This is a genomic window from Clostridium sp. MCC344 (assembly GCF_018785365.1).
Lineage (GTDB): Bacteria > Bacillota > Clostridia > Lachnospirales > Lachnospiraceae > Pilosibacter.
This window is the reverse complement of sequence record NZ_WQPQ01000060.1, coordinates 107325-127605: the sequence shown is the minus strand read 5'-3', so window position 1 is coordinate 127605 and position 20281 is coordinate 107325. Positions and strand designations below refer to the sequence as shown.

Below are 20281 nucleotides of genomic sequence, written 5' to 3'. Positions count from 1 at the left end.
CAGGATATAAAGCCAGCCCCGCTGATAATTTTGTTTAGACTCACGGATCCGCGCTCATTACTTCATGAATCCTGCCAGGATCTCGTTTACGATCTTACCGTCTGCCTTTCCCTTTACAAGCGGCATTAGGGATTTCATGATCTTTCCTTTGTCCTTTGCGGTCGGAGCTTCGATTCCGAGCTCTGCGAGAACTTTCTGGATCGTCTCTCTGATCTGGTCCTCGGTCATATCTGCCGGAGCGAACTCCTGATATACAGCCAGTCTCTTCTTTGCCTCTTCGATGATATCAGCGCGGTCTGCCGGAGCGGTATCGATCGTCTCTTTGACCTGCTTGATCTCTTTCTTTACGATCGCGTTCTCCTCATCCTCGGTGAGCGGAGCTTCGCGCTTGTCGATCTGCGCGTTCTTTAATGCGGAGAGAAGCATGGAAAGGGAATCCTTTCTCTCTTTATCTTTTGCTTTCATCGCCTCGACCATAGCTGCTCTTACAACATCGATCTTACTCATCTTATATTCCTCCTGTCTATGCAGTATTCCCAGTCAAAACGACTGGTTCCACATGTTCCTGTGATGATATATTTTGTAAACTTGATTAGTTCTTTCCGAACTCACTGAGTTTCAAGTTCGGATTTCTCTCCTCGACCATGCCGACACTCCAGCTGTTGATGAATAACAATAACGGATTGCCCTTGAGGTCGCAGATGCGTTTCATATCGGATGTGCCCTGGATCTTCGCCACATCCACTTCCTCCGGGTTCTCAACCCAGCGGATATACTCGAACGGAAGCTGTTCCAGACGGACATCGACATTGTACTCGTTCTTTAAGCGGTAGGTCAGGACCTCAAACTGCAGGACACCGACAACGCCGACGATGATCTCCTCCATACCAGTATTGAACTCCTGGAAGATCTGGATCGCACCTTCCTGAGCGATCTGGTTGACCCCCTTTAAGAACTGTTTTCTCTTCATGGTATCGATCTGGCGGACTCTCGCGAAATGCTCCGGTGCAAAGGTCGGGATACCCTCGAACTGGAACTTCTCGTTGGACGTACAGAGCGTGTCACCGATGGAGAAAATACCCGGATCGAAAACGCCGATGATATCTCCGGCATAAGCCTCGTCAATGATCTTACGGCTCTCAGCCATCAGCTGCTGCGGCTGGGTCAGACGGATCTTCTTACCGCCCTGAACATGGTTTACTTCCATTCCTGCCTCAAACTTACCGGAACAGATGCGCATGAAAGCGATACGGTCACGGTGTGCCTTGTTCATGTTTGCCTGGATCTTAAATACGAACGCGGAGAAATCTTCCCGGAACGGGTCGATCACGCCTGTCGTTGTCTTTCTCGGAAGCGGAGAAGTCGTCATATTTAAGAAATGCTCCAGGAATGTCTCGACACCGAAGTTTGTGAGTGCGGATCCGAAGAATACCGGGGAGAGTTTTCCGGCGCTGACAAGCTCCTGGTCAAACTCATCGCTCGCTCCGTCGAGAAGCTCGATATCGTCCCTTAACTGAGCGTGGAAATCGGAACCGATGACGGAATCCACGTCTGTTCCCTCCACGTCGAAAGTCTCTGTGGCAACTTCCTTCTGTCCGCCCATGGCAGCCGTGAAGGTCGTGATCTTCTTTGTCTGGCGGTCATAAACGCCCTTGAAGCTCTTTCCGCAGCCGATCGGCCAGTTGATCGGGCAGGTATGGATTCCGAGAACCTCCTCGATCTCGCTCATGAGCTCGAACGGGTCTCTCGCCTCACGGTCCATCTTGTTTACAAAGGTAAAAATCGGGATATGGCGCATCACACAGACCTTGAACAGTTTGATGGTCTGCGCCTCGACACCCTTTGATCCGTCGATGACCATGACCGCGGAGTCCGCTGCCATCAGGGTACGGTAGGTATCCTCGGAGAAGTCCTGATGTCCTGGGGTATCAAGAATATTGATGCAGTATCCCTCGTAATTGAACTGGAGTACGGAAGATGTTACGGAGATACCTCTCTCCTTCTCGATCTCCATCCAGTCGGAGACTGCGTGCTTTGTCGCTTTGCGTCCCTTTACGGTTCCGGCAAGGTTGATCGCGCCTCCGTATAACAGGAATTTCTCAGTCAGTGTCGTTTTACCGGCATCCGGGTGGGAAATAATCGCGAATGTCCGTCGTCTCTTTATTTCATCATTTAATGAAGCCAAAAAATTTTCCTCCAAATCTATCTTGTGTTTCGTCTAACAATATTTTCCTGCTGACAGCACAAAAGAACCGCGGTCCTTCATTGACTGCCGTTTTTTTCTGCTGCTCTTATTCCAATTAATTTTTACCAGTATTTAAGAGTTTCGTCAAGAAGAAAGCCCTAAAATTCGTTATATTTATAGCAATCTTCACCACTCTGTGCCTGCTTTGCGTTTTTCGCCTGTAAAGGCACCTGAGTGGTCGAATCTTCTATTTTCTGGTAAAAATTGGAATTTTCTATCTTTTAATTTCAAAGATCTCGTCTAAGATTGCCCCTGCAACCTCTTCCTTCGACATGATCGGAAGCTCGGTCTCCTTATTCTCGCGGATCATCGTCACTACATTCGTGTCCGTTCCGAAACCGGCACCGGCAACCTTCAGATTGTTGGCAACGATCATATCGAGGTTCTTCTTCTTTAATTTTGCCCTGGAATTCTCCAGCATATGTTCCGTCTCCATGGAAAATCCGCAAAGGAACTGGCTGTCTTTTTTATGTTCTCCGAGCCATTTTAAGATATCGTCGGTGCGCTCCAGTTCGATCGCCATATCTCCGTCTTTCTTCTTTGTCTTCTCGGTATTCACGAACTTCGGGCGGTAGTCAGCGACAGCCGCGGCCTTGATCACCGCGTCCATCTCATCACTGCGGCTTGTCACAGCCTCAAACATATCTTTGGCGGTAACCACCGGAACAAAATTTACGAACATCGGCGGCTCCACCTCTGCCGGTCCGGAAACAAGAGTCACCTCAGCGCCGCGGAGAGCTGCCGTCTTCGCGATGGCATATCCCATCTTTCCGGTACTGTGGTTTGTAATATAGCGGACCGGGTCGATGGCCTCTCTCGTCGGGCCTGCGGTCACGAGGATCTTCTTTCCTTTTAAGTCTTTCTCGTACTGGACTTCCTTTAAGATATACTGGAGCAGCACCTCCGGCTCCGGCATCTTTCCGGCTCCGGTATCGCCGCAGGCGAGATACCCGCTTGCCGGACTGATCACTTCCATTCCGTAGTGTTCGCAGATCTTTAAGTTGTCCTGTGTGATCGGATTCTCGAACATTCTCGTATTCATCGCCGGGCTGATGATCTTCTTGCAGGTACATGCGAGAACCGTGGTCGTCAACATATCGTCCGCAAGACCATGGGCCAGCTTCGCGATCACATTTGCGGAAGCCGGGGCAACGAGGACAACGTCCGCCGCCTTCGCAAGGGAAACATGTTCAACGGAAAACTCAAAGTTCCGGTCAAACGTATCCACCAGGCATTTATTTCCGGTCAGTGTCTCGAATGTAATCGGGTTAATGAAATTTGTCGCATTCCGGGTCATAAGCACATGGACATCTGCCTTCAGTTTTTTCAGTGCGCTGGCGAGATATGCGATTTTATAGGCAGCGATACTGCCGCTCACGCATAAAAGTACGGTTTTTCCTGCTAACATTTGGAATCCTCCGTTGTAATTTTAGTCAATTTATGGTAAGATAATTCGAACTTTAAAATTATGAGGAACCTGTCTCACACGTTTCTCATATTCACGGTGAAGATTGACAAGTCCCGCAAATACGGAACCTTTGATCAACTGCACACGTAAAAACAGTATAACACGTTACTTAGATTTGTGGAAGGAGTTTTCTCAATGATTTTAGCGATCGACATGGGAAACAGTAATATCGTTGTCGGAGGTCTTGACGACAATAAAACATATTTTGAGGAGCGCATCACCACCGATGACCGGAAAACGAGTCTCGAATACGCGATCCTTTTAAAGAATATTCTGGAGATCCATAAAGTAAAGAAAAATGATATCGAAGGTTCCATTATGGCATCCGTTGTTCCGCCGTTAAACGCGCCGATCTCTTCCGCTGTGAAGAAGATCACCGGAAAGAAACCGCTTCTTGTCGGTTCCGGAATGAAGACAGGCTTAAACATCAAGATGGATAACCCTAAGACCGTCGGCGGTGACCGGATCGTGGCCGCTGTCGCTGCAAATGCCAAATACAAAGGACCGATTATCATCGCGGATATGGGAACCGCGACAACGCTCGATGTTGTAGACCACGATGGAAATTACATCGGCGGTGTGATTCTCCCGGGTGTAAAGGTTGCCTTAAACTCCCTCGTTTCCAATACGGCCCAGCTTCCGAGGATCAGCTTCGATGTTCCGAAACGTGCGATCGGAAAGAACACCATCGAATGTATGAGAAATGGTATCATGCTTGGCAATGCCGCAATGCTTGACGGTCTTATCGACCGCATGACCGCAGAGCTCGGCGAACCGGCAACCCTTATTGCTACCGGCGGTATGGCAAGATTCATCACACCGCTCTGCACCCACAAGATCACCTATGACCCGGATCTTCTGCTCCGCGGACTGATGATCCTGTACAGACAGAATACGGAAACAAAAGACGCGTAAAGCTTCACTGCCGAATGAAATTAACGTTCATTCGGCTTTTTTATTCAGAATTGTCCGGCTGACCGTTGCTGTTTATATGTTTCGTTTGAAACGAAATGCAAACGAAATTCAGAGTTGTAATATTTCGTTTCATAGGATATACTTATGATAGAATTACGTTTGGAGGTGTTCTATGAACTATTTATCCAGCATGGAAGCGGCAAAAGCAATGGGAATCACAGTGCGCAGAGTCCAGCAGATGTGCAAGCAGGGCGAAATTTCCGGAGCTGTGAAAAAGGGACATTCCTGGCTGATTCCAGAAAATGCAGTTTGGCCAGATTCAGGCGAAAAGAAAAAGCCGATGCCCATTGGGATTTCTGATTTTAAGACGGCGACCACAAGCTATTATTATGTAGATAAAACCTTGCTGATCCGTGATTTTCTGGATGCGAAACCTATGGTATCGTTGTTTACCCGTCCGAGACGTTTCGGTAAAACATTGAATATGGATATGGTTCGGGTCTTTTTTGAAAAAACACAGGAGGACACCTCCATTTATTTCAAGGATAAGCAGATATGGCAGTGTGGTTCTGATTATACCCGGCATCAGGGAAAGTATCCGGTCATATTCCTGACATTTAAGGATGTAAAATGTCTGACATGGCAGGAGACATTTCAGAAGCTCCGTAAGCTGATTTCACTGGAATTTATACGGCACAGTGAACTTGAGGAAAGTACTGCACTTGGAATCTATGAAAAAGAACAGTACCATCGCCTTGCCAGTGACAATGCGAATGAAGTAGACTGCCAGATGGGATTACAAATCTTATCTCTGTTGCTGCACAAGCATTATGGACAAGAATGTATTATCATTATTGATGAATACGATACACCGATCCAGCAGGGACATCATTGCAATTTTTATCCGGAAATTGTGAATTTCATGCGTAATTTCTTTTCCGGCGGCCTGAAGGATAATCCACATCTGGCTTTTGGCTTTCTCACGGGAATTCTCCGCGTGGCGAAAGAAAGCATTTTCAGCGGCATGAATAATTTGAAAACCAATTCAATTTTGGACGACAGTTACAGTGAATATTTCGGCTTTACGACTGAGGAAGTAAAAGAGATTCTGCACTACTATGGGAAAGAGGACAAATATCAGGAGATCTGCAGCTGGTATGACGGATACCGATTTGGTCATACAGAAATCTTTAATCCATGGTCTGTGATCAATTACATTACCGATCAGTGCTTCCCAAAGGCGTTCTGGCAGTCTACCGGCAGCAACGAAATCATTGGTGAGATTATCGCGGCAGCTACACCCGAGATAACGGAAGGACTTCATAAACTGCTCTGCGGTGAAAAAATCACTACGTATATAGATACCAGCGTGATCTATCCGGAGATCCAGAATAATCCATACACGATTTATAGTTTTCTTCTTGTTGCGGGTTACTTAAAAGTTGCAGAAATTTATCCACAGAATGATGGAAATTTCATGTGTGATGTTGCAATTCCAAATAAAGAGATTGCCTGTGTCTATGAAAAAGAAATTTTGAATCGGACGAATCAGAACAGCGTCGCGATTTCTATCAATCAGGCGATATTCTCCGGAAATGCAAAAAAGCTTCAGTCTTTGCTGGAGAGTTTTATGCTGCAGAGTATTTCTTCTATGGATGGGGCAAATGAAAGTTTTTATCATGGCATGATGCTTGGATTATGTGCGATCCTTGGAAACAGGTACCAGATTCGTTCCAATCGAGAATCGGGGCTTGGCCGATTTGATATTCAACTGAATCCATTAGTAAAAGGAATTCCGGGATTCCTGTTTGAATTCAAACACACAAATGATGATCATGTGGATCTGGATGCGCTGGCAGATCGCGCCCTCCAACAAATAGATGTGAAAAAATATGACACGGAATTGCGGGATGCAGGTGTCCGGCCGATCATAAAAATCGGGATTGCTTTTCGTGGAAAAACAGCCGTTGTGAAACGAAAATAATGAGAAGGGGCTGCCGCACCAATTTTGGCAAGCGGCAGCCCCGTTTTCTATAATCATGTTTCTTTTTTATCCCAGTCTTCTCACAAATTCCTCATACCCAAAGGTTTTCACCACACTGCACTCCCCATTCTCATCCATTCGCGCGATGGACGGCAGGCACATGCCGTTGAAGGTGTTGTTTTTTACCATGGAGTAGATCGCCATGTCCTCGAAATAGAGTTTATCGCCGATCTGAATCTCGTGGTCGAAGGAATAGTCGCCGATCACGTCACCCGCAAGACAGGTCATTGATGAGAGACGGTATGTGTACTGCTTTTCGTCCGCTTCTCCGGAGTCTTTTAACGGCGGACGGTAGGGCATTTCCAACACGTCCGGCATATGGCAGGCGGCGGAAGCGTCCAAGATCAGTGTCCTGATGCCGTTATCCACAATGTCCATGACTTCCGTCACAAGATATCCCGCATTTAACGCCACTGCTTCCCCCGGTTCCACATAGACAGTGACGTCATATGTCTCCTGCATATGGCGGATGCAGCGTTCTAAACGGTCGATGTCGTAATCGTTTCTCGTGATATGGTGTCCGCCGCCCATGTTGAGCCATTTGATATTCGGAAGCTTCAGGTACTTTCCGAATTTTTCCTCCACCGCCTTCAGAGTTGTCTCCAGATCATCCGAGTTCTGCTCACAGAGGGTATGGAAGTGGATCCCGTCAAGCTTTTCCACAAGATCTTCCCGGAAATTGGCCAGGGTCACGCCGAGTCTGGAGCCCGGCGCACAGGGATCGTAGATCGCGTGGTCGCCCTGAGTGGAGCACTCCGGGTTTACGCGGATGCCGATGCTGACGCCTTTTTCCTTACAGAAGTCCGCGTATTTTTCAAGCTGGGAAAAGGAGTTGAATACCAGATGTTCGCAGATATCGGTGAGTTCCCCGATCTCCGATTCCTTGAAGGCCGGAGCGAATACGTGATTTTCTTTTCCCATTTTTTCATATCCAAGCTTTGCCTCGAAAAGACCGCTGGCTGTGGTTCCGTCCAGATACTGCCCGATCAGCGGGTACTCAAAGAAGTTCGAGAATGCCTTCTGGGCAAGGAGGATCTTGCAGCCGGTGTCGTCCTTTACTTTCTTTAAGATTTCCAGATTTTTCCGAAGCTTTTTTTCATCAATTACATAACATGGAGTAGGTAATTCATTAATTTTCATTTATTCTACGATCTCCGGATTTTCATCCACAACCCACGGAAGTCCCCACTTATTCAGCGCTTCCATATACGGATCCGGATCGAACTCCTCGACGTTGAATACACCTGCGCCCTTCCAGGTTCCGTCTACTACCATCATGGAACCGATCATTGCCGGTACGCCAGTCGTGTAGGAGATGGCCTGGGAGCCGACTTCCTTGTAACACTCCTGATGGTCACATACGTTATAAATATAGATCGTCTTCTCTTTTCCGTCCTTCACACCGGTAAAGATACAGCCGATGTTTGTCTTTCCGACGGTTCTCGGACCTAAGGATGCCGGATCCGGAAGAAGCGCCTTTAAGAACTGGATCGGAACGATCTCCTGTCCGTTAAAGTTTATCGGGGAAGTGGAAAGCATTCCAACGTTCTCTAAGCATTTCATGTGGGTCAGGTAGCTCTGGCCGAAGGTCATGAAGAAGCGGATGCGCTTTACGCCCGGAATATTCTTCGCGAGAGACTCGATCTCTTCGTGGTGCAGGAGGTACATATCCTTCTCTCCGACCTGCGGGAAGTTGTACTCGCGCTTGATCTCCATCGGCTTTGTCTCTACCCAGTGGCCGTTCTCCCAGTAGGAGCCGTTTGCAGATACCTCGCGGAGGTTGATCTCCGGGTTGAAGTTTGTAGCGAACGGGTAGCCATGGTCGCCGCCGTTGCAGTCTAAGATGTCGATGGTGTGGATCTCATCGAAATAGTGCTTTAACGCATATGCGGAGAAGACGCTTGTGACGCCCGGGTCAAAACCTGTTCCTAAGAGTGCCATAAGTCCAGCCTCTTTGAATTTCTCCTGATATGCCCACTGCCAGGAATAATCGAAGTATGCGGTGAAGCCCTCTTCCTTGCAGCGTTTCTCATAGATCGCGCGCCAGGTCGGATCGTCGGTGTCCTCCGGCTCGTAGTTTGCGGTATCGATATAGTTCACGCCGGCCTTTAAGCATGCATCCATGATCGTCAGGTCCTGATACGGGAGTGCAACGTTTAACACTGCATCCGGCTTGTAGCTTTCCATTAAAGCCACCAGCTCGTCCACGTTGTCAGCATCCACTTTCGCGGTCGTGATCTTCGTCTTTGTAGTTCCCTGAAGTTTCTCCTTTAAGGCATCGCACTTGGATACGGTACGGCTTGCGATCATGATTTCTGTGAATACATCACTGTTCTGACAGCACTTGTGGATCGCTACGGACGCAACACCTCCGCAGCCGATGATCATTAATCTGCTCATGTTTATTTTTCCTCCTCTTTTAAAAGATCCTCAACATACTTCGGCAGCATGAACGCTCCCATGTGAAGATGTGTCGTGTAATACCATGTTTCGATATTTAATGCATCCCATTCCCGGGGTTTGAAATCCTTGATGGGATGATATTTCTTTGAAGCGAAGCCGAAGAGCCAGTATCCGGACGGACAGGTTGGAATATGCGCCTGATACACACGGCTGATCGGGAAGGAGCGGAATGCCTTGCGGTGCATGCTGCGGCAGGCCAGCTCGTCCTCATCGTAGAATGGGCTTCCGTGCTGGTAGACCATGATTCCATCTTCCTTTAAGGCACTGTAACAGCTACCGTAGAATTCCTTCGTGAACAGTCCCTCAGTATGGCCGAAGGGGTCTGTGGAATCGTTGATGATGAGGTCATACTTTGCCTTCTTGTTTCTTAAAAATCTCAGACCATCATCATAGTGGACCTCGACACGCGGATCATCTAAGGCACAGGCTACCTCCGGGAAAAATTTTCTTGAAACCTCCACAAACATCTCATCCGTCTCCACGACATCGATATGTTCCACGCAGTCATACTGCAAAAGCTCTTTCGCGACACCGCCGTCGCCGCCGCCGATGATCAGTACGTCCTTCACACACGGATGGACCGCCATCGGCACGTGGGTCACCATCTCGTCATAAATAAACTCGTCCTTCTCGGAGAATACGATCTCCCCGTCCAGAGAAATAAATTTTCCAAATTCCTCGGAATCGAACACGTCGATCCGCTGATATTCACTCTCCCCGGAAAACAGCTGCTTTTCGATCTTGATGGACAGCTTGACGTTTCCGGTGTGCAGTTCTGAAAACCAGAATTCCATATCTCGTGACTCCTTGTATCGTATTGGCCAAAGCCTATATGTTTGCCAGCACCATCAGATGGTCCACAGCCGGATCCTCTGTTCCCTGCATGGAGCATCCCTTTTTCTTCGCATACAGGATATACTGGACCACGTCGTCCGTGATCATCTCACCCGGCGCCAGAATCGGGATTCCCGGCGGATAACACATCACAAACTCCGCACAGACTCTTCCTGAAGACGCTTCCACCGGAACGGAGACCTTCTCGGAGTAGAACGCTTTCTGCGGGGACATCACGACCTTCGGGGAGATATACTCACCAGAGAGAAGTCCCGCGCTGTCCTTTTTGTAGAGACGTTCCACATCATCGAGAGCCCCCACAAGACGCTCGATGTCCTGAATCCGGTCTCCGATGGAGATGTAAGCCAGAATGTTGCTGATGTCACCGAATTCGATCTGGATATCATACTCGTCGCGCAGAAGATCATAGACCTCGATTCCCGCAAGTCCGATGTCTCTTGTATATACGGAGAGCTTCGTCACATCGTAATCGAAAATGCTGTCCCCGTTCACCAGTTCTTTTCCATAAGCATAATAGCCGCCGATGGAGTTGATCTCCCGTCTCGCGTATTCTGCCATCTCAACGACCTTCGCGAAGGATTCCTCACCGCGGAGAGCCAGATTTCGTCTTGAGATATCAAGGCTGGAAAGAAGCAGGTAGGATGCGCTTGTAGTCTGGGTCAGATTGATGATCTGGCGCACATAATCGGTGTTCACTCCCTTATTTAAAAGAAGAAGCGAACTCTGGGTCAGGCTTCCGCCGGACTTGTGCATGGATACCGCCGCCATATCAGCTCCCGCCGCCATTGCGGAGATCGGAAGATTCTTTCCGAAATACAGGTGGGTTCCATGAGCCTCGTCCGCGAGAACCTTCATGCCCCTCGCATGGGCAAGCTGTACGATCGTTTTTATATCAGAGCAGATGCCGTAATAGGTCGGGTTGTTGACGAACACCGCAACCGCGTCCGGATTGTCCTCGATGGCCTGTTTTACTTTTTCGACCTGCATTCCCAGCGAAATACCGAGTTTCTGGTTCATCTCCGGATTTACGTAGATCGGGATTCCGCCGCAGAGCACCAGAGCGTTGATGACGCTCTTATGTACGTTTCGCGGCAGGATGATTTTATCTCCGGCTTTCACCACCGAGAGGATCATGCTCTGGACCGCCGATGTCGTTCCGCCTACCATCAGATAGGCGCTGGCCGCTCCGAATGCCTCCGCCGCAAGCTCTTCTGCCTCACGGATCACGGAGACCGGATGACAGAGGTTGTCAAGCGGCTTCATGGAGTTTACGTCCAAAGATACACATTTTTCGCCTAAAAGCTGTACCAGTTCCGGATTTCCGCGTCCTCTCTTATGTCCCGGTACATCAAACGGGACAACTCTCTTCTTTTTAAATGCCTCGAGCGCTTCATAGATCGGGGCTTTCTTTTGTCTCTCTCTGTCCATGGTTTTGTTCCTCACGCATTTTATTGATTGCGCATCATCTGAATAATAAAAAAAGCAGATGACGCCAAAACCATCATCTGCTCAAAACGATTCTATTCCATTGGGGTCTGGGGCGCGTCACTCCGCTCCCATCTGCCTCTGACCTTTATCGTTTTTTCCTCCAAGTCTGCAATCGCAAATATATTGTCCCTGCACTTATTGACCGATTCACAAGATGATGTGTTTTTCAAACACTGATTATAAAGTAATCAACTTATAAATTTGAGCTTTTAACTCAATCAATAATGTGGGCTTAACCCCACGCGGCGCTTGACCCGCCTGTCCGATGGGCTTAACTTCCGTAGTCTGTTCTACGGGAGTGGTCATTACATACATTTGCATGAAAACGATAAATGTCTCTTCACACTATTTCTATCATACATGAAAAAACATAGAACTGTCAAGTAAAAATTTCCATTTGTCCTATGAGAAGATAAAAGCAGGGATCCATCAACCATAAAAGTTGATGGATCCCCATGAAACAGAATCACACGCTATCATTCTGTATGTTTCCGGTCACCATTGCACCGGTCTTTGGATCCAGATAATAAAGATGTCCATCCTGCGGATCTGTAAACCATCCGGTCTTCATCGCTCCCTGGGTACCGTCAGAAACCGGGTTCAGATAATACCAGCTTCCATCCGCATCTTTCAGCCAGCCGGTCTTCATCGCTCCCCGCGTACCATCAGATACAGGATTCAGATAATACCAGTTTCCGTCTGCGTCTTTCAGCCAGCCGGTCTTCATGGTTCCCTGCGTGCCGTCAGATACCGGATTCAGGTAATACCAGTTTCCATCCGCATCTTTAAACCAGCCGGTATCCATGTACCCGTCAGCACCAAAGTGATACCAGAACATGGTTTCCTTGTACGGAAGCTGTTTCCATGCATTGGATACACATCGTCCATCGCTGCCATAGTATCTCCATCTGACTACGCCATTGACTTTCTTTGTTTCCCACGCATTTCTGGTCACATTCCAGTCAGTATCCTCTCTGTCACTGCCGGAACCGGTGTTCCTGTCACCTTTCGGATTATCGGGAGTTGCAGAACCAGGTTTATTGTCTTCCTTCGGATTATCAGGAGTTGCAGAACCAGGTTTATCGTCTTCCCTCGGATTATCAGGAGTTGCAGAACCAGGTTTATTGTCTTCCTTCGGATTATCAGGAGTTTCAGGACTGCTGCTTTCCAGAACTGCCTGCGCCGTCACACGATGTCCTTCTGCCTGATCCAGCACATCCAGGAGTGCTTCGTTCACAGTTGTATACAACATGCCGTTGATCTTCCAGCCCTTGAACACAACTCCATCCTTGCTGACTGTCGGAAGCGCTTCATCCATCTGCTCCAGGCTATAGCTCCGTTCTCCGACTCCATTATCAAATGCAACCGTTCCCTTTCGGCTGTCTGAGAGCAGCTCAAAGGTACTAAAGCCATCCTTGTTTACAAACTCTGCCATCGCAATTCCCTGCGTTTTCTTTACTGTTACCGGATAATAAGCAATTTTTCCGCTATGTAACAGATGCCGGATAAAGAGATCTTCGGTCGGATAATCTGCCGGGAGCGGCAGGGTGATCGTAACCGGGATTCCAACCTTCTGCGGGATTGCTGTGCCGATCAGAATGGTATTTCTACCGGTTCCTTCCTCCTGCATGGTCTCATTCTTTCCGGCTGTTGTGGCTTTTACATTGTATAATGCAGTGATTTCAAAAGTGATCACATTCACTCCCTGTTTTTCGGTCACACCCTTTACTTCCACCGACATATACGGCTCAACCACCAGTCTTACCTTCTTTCCTGCGGTATCGACTCCTTCCTTCTTAAGTTTTTCCTTCGCTTCCGCTCCGGAAATCGTCTGATCTTCTCCTGTTTTTACGATCACATCCCCGTTTTCCGTTTCCCGGATCAGATCTGCTGTGACAGTATCCAGTCCGGTAATCTTCGGGGCGTTCTTATTTAAGAGGTTAGCGATCGCTTTTACTTTCTCCGGTGCATCTGCCGGAACCGGTTCAATCTTCGGCGCTGCCACCGAAACCTCCGGGGTCTGTGCCTTTCCAATGGTAATCTCTCTTGTTACCGTTGTTCCATTGTAGCCAGTATCCCCGGCAACCTCAGCTGTCACGAGGACCGTTCCGGCTCCGATAATCTTCGCCTCTGTTTTTCCGTTCACTTCGGATAACTCCAGAACTCCATTGTCAGCAGGAACGGAGAATTTCACAGCTCCTTTTCCCTTCTGTCCGGTAACTTCCAGTTCGAATGGATCATCACCGTAGAGCTTCCCGTCCACTTCTTTGATCTGAATCTGATCCTCATCTGCTTTTTCGACCTCGAAGCTGCAGCTTACCTGTGCAGGATCATTGTAATTTTCCTTCTCTGAGCCATCGGCCGGAAGCACATATTCTGCCGAAATTTCATGCGTACCGGCAGAAGGAACCGAATATTCCATGGACGCGGTTCCATTGGTCAATGGGAGCGGCGTCTGATTGAGTTGCTGTCCATTTTCATAAAATATTACCGTTCCGGCCAGCACATCCTGATAAGCTCCCTTCGCTTCCAGAGTCAGAACATAAGTATCTTCCACATTTCCAAGAACTTCCAGGAGTCTCTGCATCAGACCGGTTTTCTTTCCGGCTTTCAGATTCAGGGAAATGGTTCCCTTCTGAACGGTGATCGGTCTGGAATTATTACCTGTCGTGTAATTGGTGCCACTTGCCACACTTATCGTTACCGTTGCCGTACCTGCGCCATGGATCGTTGCCCGGCCATCTGCATCGACCGTCAGTACATTCGCAGAGTCGCTTGTCTTGGTCACCGCTCCATCTCCAACGGTGGTAACTCCAGTCAATGGAAAATCAGGATCGCCATATGTTTTCGTTCCCGGCCACTCTGCATCATTGATCGTGATCGAAGATGCTGCTTTTTCGATCGTTGCGGTTGCACTGGAAGGAATGTTGACCTGGTAGTTATCCGGATCGGCTGTTGCTCCGCCACTGATCACTGCTCCTGTTATCACTGCATTCGAAGCATCGATCACAACCTTTTTATTGGTTCCGGCATTTACATCCAAAAAAGCTGCTGTTAAGCCTGTGATCTGCAGCTGCTCCTCTCCTGAACCTGTATACACGCCAGTCTTTACAATCAGCGGTTCATGCACAGTTGCTGTTTTCGTGCCATCATAGGTCTTATCTTCTACCGCAACTGATAATTGCAGTGTGTACTTAGAGATTTCCGGTACCACGGAAGCTGTTAATGTCCCATCGTATGAAGCACTTGAATCTGTCGGTGTAAATTTCACGGTATAAGCCTTGTTACCTTTTACCTTCGGATAAATACCAGATGCTGAACTACTATTTTCCGGTTCCCAGCTCCAGGTTCCGGCTACCAGTTGATTTGCACCATTATACACACCATAACCAGAAGCCAGGGAAACCGGAATCTTAGCAAGTGAAACCCCATAAGTCCCCTTCGCATTCCACTTTTGTGTTCCGTTTCCTACAATTCTCAGTGTATCCTTGGTAGACACATTAAGCGGTTCCGTTCTCTCAGAAGCAAATGCATTCTCTTTCGCCTTTATTCTGCTGGTTACCTGATATCCATGTGCCGGATATAATCCCTGAATTTTCGTACCGTCAATCCATGTAAATGCTCCGTCTGAATCTACATCACGGTATCCATACTCAATGTCATTTTCCGGATTCGTTCTGTTTATGGTAATCGTCGTACCGGTTATATCCACCTCATTCTCAGTTATTGCAGCCGGTGCTGCCGTTCTTTTAGGAATCGTGATACTTTCAGGTTTTCCGGCAAATTTCTTATCCTTACTGCTTGCAGCATACCGATAATAAACCGTACTCTCATGATCGGAAGAAATGATGTCTGTAATCGAAATTCCTGATCCACTGCCCATTTTTGCAGATGTCCAGCTTGGAGAGGTATTGGCTCCGTTTACAATCACATACTGTAAAGATGAGGAAATTGTGATTTCTTCCTTCCGATAATCAATATTCGGCTTGTTCGATTCTTCCGGAATCGCCTGTGTTTGCAAATCCGCCACCAAAACCGCTTCACTGGCTGACATGGACGAGGATGCTTTCTTGCGAATATAGAATGGTACAGACCCACCATTTTCACGAATGTTATCCAGCAGCCCTGTCAGACGAACCTTAGCACCCTGTCTTATCGTTGTCCATGACTGTGCATCCTTAGAAGCAGCATACTCCAGATCGCAGGAAGCTTTATTCTCTAAAGTCTCCTGTTCGTAATTGATAGAAACATCCGCAGCCTTAGGTGCCTCCTGCTGCACTTTTTCTGTCCGGAAATTTACATAGGTTACATCAAGAGATAACTTACCCTCCTTTTTAATCATCAGTCTGACATGATATTCTGTGTCCGGAGCTAAATCCGTAATAGTACACTCATAGTTTCCGGAAGAACTCTCCCTAAGTGGCGTTCCATTCGAGAACATATCATCTAATGTTAATGTCCGCTCATCCTCGCCGGAGGTTAATAAAAACTTAACCTCTGCTCCGGGAGTTCCTGTTGCCTTAAGTGTAGCAGTCGCTTTTGTGTCAGAAATCGTCTTAATATCCGTGACAGCTGCGGAAGTGATACTTGCCGCCTTATTATTAGAATATGTCTGAGTAGCTGGATCATAATATACCGTCTTACTGTACTTGCGGAAATGCGGGTAATCCTCCGTTCCGATCACCTGTCCCCACGTACCATCTGATTGATCACCGTTTAATTTATAGGCAATTTCTCCGGATTTCAGTTTTTCTTCGTTATCTAGAGTAGTAATACCCGGAGAATTATACTTACTCTTTGTTGTCTCATAACAGTTCGTAAAAGTAGCCCTATAATCATTCGGGTACTTATTTCCTTCCAGTTTTCCTGATACAGCCAAGCAATTAGTCACCGTTCCGTTTGAACAACTATTTGAAAAATCTGTTCCTACTACAAAACAATTCTGAATGTTGATAGCATAAGCGTCACGACACAACCCGCAAGTCCAATTACCTTCCAACACCAGCCCTATATTTTGTACACTCCCATGTCTAATCCATGCCACCAGTCCGTACTTAAAACTTGTACCGTCATTAGCAGGTCGCAGTCCGGAAATTACATGGTAATTTCCCTCAATATTCCCCTCGAAAGACTTACCATCAGCTATGGCTCCAATGCTTGTCCAGGCATATCCGCCCGGGATCTTAATATCCTTCATCAGCTTCAGATTGCTCGTATTAGAGATTTTACCATCATTAAACTGCTTTGCAAACCAGAAAAGCTGACCGGCATTATAAATCTCATAATAGCCCTGCCACGTTCCTGCCTCCTGATATGCACCACATGCTTCACAAAATCCATCTGCATTATAGTGCTCATGACTACAAAAGGTATCACCATAAAACATCGCAATTTCATTTGGTGTTGTTGTCGAAATCGTCTCACCTGATTTTGTGATCGGATTGCCGTCATTTAAGCCCGGTACCGTCACCGAAATCTCTGTTTTATTCTTATTTTCCGGCAGATATACCGTCAGATGTCCCGTGTTCGCTTCATCATACGAAATCTGCATGGAAGGAATGACCATGGCTGCACTTTGACCTTCTTGATTGCTCAACAGTTCACCATTCTGCCTGACCGTGATATCGGTTGCCTGTAATATCTGATCGCTCGTGATCGCCGTGGAAACAAATTTTAATCTTGTCTCATAAAGAGGAGTTGCGGCCTTCAAAGTGATCGTTGCATTCTTATCATCAACATCAGCAACGTCAGCTTCCATCTGATAAACATAGTCTCCAACCGTCACCGTTACCGTTACCGGTGTCCCTGGCGTTAATGGCTTCAGATAATTGGATGCCTTAAGTGTACCTTGATAATCGCTCACCTTCATCGTCCCTGCATTCCAGGTAATCCCTCCCACGCTGATTGTCACCGGATAAGTGCTTTCGGTGAATCGTACATCCGCAATCGTGCCCTGAATGGTATAGTTTTTCAGTCCGGGATTTTCACTTTTCGGGAAATAATCGCCGCCATTTAAGTTTACTGTTGCTTCATTACTGATGGAAATGGAGCCCTCCAAGGTACTACCCTCCGGCAGCGCTTGACCGGGCTTCACTGCGACACCGATCGCATATACTTCATTATGATATGCAATGGCTGAAACCGTTCCACCATTGATCTCAATCTCACCATACTTGTATTTACCTTCGCCTATCGGTTTTGCTCCACCGCCGCCAGTGCCGATTGCGGCTCCGGGATGTCTTCCTGCGTTCGTAGCATATCCTCCATAGGCTGTCACATTGCCACCACTGATTTCAATCCGATCCACGCAGCCGCACGCTCCACCGCCAATTCCTGCTCCACCGTATACATTTTTAATATCCTTGGGGTAGCTTCCATATCCGCCCTTGGCATACACAGTTCCGCCGTTGATGACAATGGTACCGATGCCGCCCTCTAAACCGCCGCCAATACCTGCTGCCATCCCGCTGCCATAAGCTTCGATATTGCCTCCGTTGATCTCAATCGTCCCCAAGGAACCCTTTCTCATGCTCGACGCACCAATTCCGGCGCCTCCTCCACCGGTTGCTTTTAAGCTTCCCTCTCCGCTGATCGTCAGGGTACAGCCTTCCGGCACATCAATAGCCGCACACATATCACCGCCCTTGAGTGTATTTTTTCCCTTCAGAATCAGATTCAGTTTTGCACCATTTGCCAGTCGGATCGCCGGTATCCAGTTACTTGTTGTCGTAGCGTTATTGTCGATCGGAATCTGGATATCCAGATCCGAAATCGTGATTGTAGCCTCCACACCATTAACCAGAATAACATGGGTCGTACTGCTTCCCGTGATAGTCGCATCATTATACTGTTCCAATGTGTCGCTGTTGATGACGATACCGCCATCCGCAATATTATAAGTATCTGTTGATGCCAGCAAAGCGATTCCGCCGTCCATGCTGACCTCGATCTCCGGAAGCTCCACGCCCGCTGCCAAAATATACTCTCTCGGAAGAACCGGAAGATAATAATAGAAACCACTTTCATCTTCCCGGTTCTCATCCGGCTCCCAAGTAACGCTGATATCCGTCAGCACCGGGATATCTTCTGAGATTTCCTCATCTTCAAACTCATAATCCTTAAGAAAATCCCCGGCATTGCTGTCGGTCGCGATCAGAAACGTACCCTGCTGGTCTTTCTCCTGAACTTCCTGTTTATCTGCTTCCTCCTCATCATTGCTATCCGGCACGTTTTCTGAATTTTCTGTTTCCGGAGTTTCCTCCTCATTCAGATTTTCTTTCTTTGCATTACTGCCGGTAGCAATTCCAAAGTCTTCTTTCTTATCACGGTCGTCTGCTGCCGCTTTCTCATCTTCCGCGCCCTTATCGCGATCCGCATTATTTTTCTGATGATCCACGTTCTTATATTCCACCACCGAAGCCTCGATCGTCTCCGGGAAATTCAGATAATCCTCAAAGTTTTCTCCGGCATCCGCAGGGATCTGAATATGCGCGACCTCCTCCGGTAATTCCGTAAATCCCGTGATCACTTTCAACTTTTTTGTAGGAACTGCAGCAAACGTTGCAGACGGTATGCATAACTGCATCGCCATCATTGCCGCCAATGCTGCAGATATGATCTGCCGTTTCTTCTTTTTATACCTCATATCCATTTCCTCCTGTTGTCATTATTTTCTATATAGCGTGACGGTTTTGTTCTCTCCGGTAATATTTTTTATTCATACTTTTCTTTCTCACCTGATTCATTACTTCCCCTTTTTCTCTGAAGAAGCCGGGAGACTGCTTTCTCCTTCTGACTATAGCTGCATAGCGCAATTCGCATTTCCATACCTCCGTTTCCTGATGGGCTCCATCGCCTCATATAGCTCCTGATCACTACAATCTATGGAGAGGAATGCCGGGATACGAAGCTGATACGCAATCAGGGCGAAGTTTTCATCATCACTCCACCAGACAAGCGGTACTTCCGGTGCCAGCTGCTTTGCCTGAATGGCAGCCTCCAATCCCCTTGCCCCGGTCATTGCGATGACAACCGCATGATATCGGCTCCGCCGCAGTGCCTGAGATAGCTGCTTCTCATTCCATAGCTCATCGATGACAAGCTGACCATCCCCATCAAAAAGGGAGCGCAGCCTGCTCTCAAACCATTCTGCATTCCTTAATTCCGTACAAAGTGCGATTTTCATGCCGGGCCTCCTTTCCCGAAAAGAAAAATGAAAAAGAATCCTGCTTGCAGGATTCTCCGCCTGCGGCGGGGCGCGACAGCGGCACTCTTCCTTTCCGCCGCAGTGCGATCCTCGCGGACCTTCTCACCTAAAAGGCTGGTAATATAATTAGCGTAGCATCTTGTCAAGAGAAATGCAACCGACTTTGTTTAAGACGCAGGTTTCCTGTTTAAGACGCAAGTTTTTTCCTGCGGTTTTATATTATACTAATATTGGATTATTGTGCAAAGGAGATGGCACGATGCAGATTGCGATTGTGGATGACAGAGCAGAACTGTCTGAAAGCTGCCGCCCAGGTCAATTTTCAGCTTGTCTTTATGGACATCTATATGGAGAACATGGATGGAATGGGGATGCCAAATTTAAAAAAGCAATCGAATCTTTCAATTCAATTGCTTTTCTGTTTCCGATGCCGATTAATGCTTTTTTATTATAGCGTTCACCGAAACGCTTAACAAGCTTAATTTTAGCAGATTTTTTCCTGCGCAGTGATTCTGGCAGGAATATGTCAGCTTCTCTTACCAGAATCACGCGCCAAGTCTCACGGAGGTTCGGCTTGAAACTCGCTTTACTGCTTGT

12 protein-coding genes are annotated in these 20281 nt (G+C 47.6%); 2 read left to right on the top strand and 10 right to left on the bottom strand.

Translation table 11 applies throughout. The features are described from left to right. Positions 1-57: 57 nt before the first annotated feature. From GPK90_RS14100 to coaBC, 3 genes are all read right to left on the bottom strand, one after another. The gene (locus GPK90_RS14100; RefSeq protein ID WP_118530602.1) at positions 58-507 is read right to left on the bottom strand and encodes a GatB/YqeY domain-containing protein; all 450 of its coding nucleotides are present in this window, start codon (positions 505-507) and stop codon (positions 58-60) included. Positions 508-592: 85 nt separating this feature from the next. Beyond that, positions 593-2185 carry a peptide chain release factor 3 gene (locus GPK90_RS14095; protein ID WP_117484361.1) on the bottom strand — a complete coding sequence of 531 codons (1593 nt, stop codon included), beginning with the start codon at positions 2183-2185 and terminating at the stop codon, positions 593-595. A gap of 274 nt (positions 2186-2459) precedes the next feature. After that, positions 2460-3653, bottom strand: coding sequence for a bifunctional phosphopantothenoylcysteine decarboxylase/phosphopantothenate--cysteine ligase CoaBC (gene coaBC, locus GPK90_RS14090; protein ID WP_215703274.1), 1194 nt, complete (start codon positions 3651-3653; stop codon positions 2460-2462). A gap of 195 nt (positions 3654-3848) precedes the next feature. Between coaBC and GPK90_RS14085 the strand changes: the two genes are divergently transcribed. Continuing rightward, positions 3849-4628 carry a type III pantothenate kinase gene (locus GPK90_RS14085; protein ID WP_015553673.1) on the top strand — a complete coding sequence of 260 codons (780 nt, stop codon included), beginning with the start codon at positions 3849-3851 and terminating at the stop codon, positions 4626-4628. Positions 4629-4800: 172 nt separating this feature from the next. Then, on the top strand, positions 4801-6612 hold the full coding sequence (locus GPK90_RS14080; RefSeq protein ID WP_215703273.1) for an AAA family ATPase: 1812 nt from the start codon (positions 4801-4803) through the stop codon (positions 6610-6612). A gap of 66 nt (positions 6613-6678) precedes the next feature. Here GPK90_RS14080 and nspC read toward each other — a convergent pair whose 3' ends face one another. The 7 genes from nspC to GPK90_RS14045 form a co-directional block, all read right to left on the bottom strand. Further along, on the bottom strand, positions 6679-7812 hold the full coding sequence (gene nspC, locus GPK90_RS14075; protein WP_215703272.1) for a carboxynorspermidine decarboxylase: 1134 nt from the start codon (positions 7810-7812) through the stop codon (positions 6679-6681). Then, entirely contained in the window at positions 7813-9072 is a 1260-nt protein-coding gene (locus GPK90_RS14070; protein WP_118728412.1) for a saccharopine dehydrogenase family protein, read from the bottom strand. It abuts the gene before it with no gap. A gap of 2 nt (positions 9073-9074) precedes the next feature. Further along, positions 9075-9929: a polyamine aminopropyltransferase gene (gene speE, locus GPK90_RS14065; protein WP_015553676.1), complete on the bottom strand. Its 855-nt coding sequence runs from the start codon at positions 9927-9929 to the stop codon at positions 9075-9077. A 34-nt stretch (positions 9930-9963) separates the two neighbouring features. Further along, positions 9964-11418 (bottom strand): aminotransferase class I/II-fold pyridoxal phosphate-dependent enzyme, encoded by a 1455-nt coding sequence (locus tag GPK90_RS14060; RefSeq protein WP_215703271.1) that lies wholly within the window; start codon positions 11416-11418, stop codon positions 9964-9966. A gap of 526 nt (positions 11419-11944) precedes the next feature. Next, positions 11945-19123, bottom strand: coding sequence for a YDG domain-containing protein (locus GPK90_RS14055; RefSeq protein ID WP_215703270.1), 7179 nt, complete (start codon positions 19121-19123; stop codon positions 11945-11947). Positions 19124-19273: 150 nt separating this feature from the next. Beyond that, positions 19274-19663 (bottom strand): hypothetical protein, encoded by a 390-nt coding sequence (locus GPK90_RS14050; RefSeq protein ID WP_215703269.1) that lies wholly within the window; start codon positions 19661-19663, stop codon positions 19274-19276. A 354-nt stretch (positions 19664-20017) separates the two neighbouring features. Continuing rightward, on the bottom strand, positions 20018-20281 hold a 264-nt coding region (locus GPK90_RS14045), incomplete at its 5' end, for a hypothetical protein (protein ID WP_215703268.1).

Bases quoted from the DNA above. Each gene is read 5' to 3' on its own strand.
- nspC (WP_215703272.1), bottom strand. From the start codon at position 7,812: ATGAAAATTAATGAATTACCTACTCCATGTTATGTAATTGATGAAAAA.
- GPK90_RS14085 (WP_015553673.1), top strand. From the start codon at position 3,849: ATGATTTTAGCGATCGACATGGGAAACAGTAATATCGTTGTCGGAGGT.
- GPK90_RS14080 (WP_215703273.1), top strand. From the start codon at position 4,801: ATGAACTATTTATCCAGCATGGAAGCGGCAAAAGCAATGGGAATCACA.
- coaBC (WP_215703274.1), bottom strand. From the start codon at position 3,653: ATGTTAGCAGGAAAAACCGTACTTTTATGCGTGAGCGGCAGTATCGCT.
- speE (WP_015553676.1), bottom strand. From the start codon at position 9,929: ATGGAATTCTGGTTTTCAGAACTGCACACCGGAAACGTCAAGCTGTCC.
- GPK90_RS14100 (WP_118530602.1), bottom strand. From the start codon at position 507: ATGAGTAAGATCGATGTTGTAAGAGCAGCTATGGTCGAGGCGATGAAA.
- GPK90_RS14050 (WP_215703269.1), bottom strand. From the start codon at position 19,663: ATGAAAATCGCACTTTGTACGGAATTAAGGAATGCAGAATGGTTTGAG.
- GPK90_RS14060 (WP_215703271.1), bottom strand. From the start codon at position 11,418: ATGGACAGAGAGAGACAAAAGAAAGCCCCGATCTATGAAGCGCTCGAG.
- GPK90_RS14070 (WP_118728412.1), bottom strand. From the start codon at position 9,072: ATGAGCAGATTAATGATCATCGGCTGCGGAGGTGTTGCGTCCGTAGCG.
- GPK90_RS14055 (WP_215703270.1), bottom strand. From the start codon at position 19,123: ATGAGGTATAAAAAGAAGAAACGGCAGATCATATCTGCAGCATTGGCG.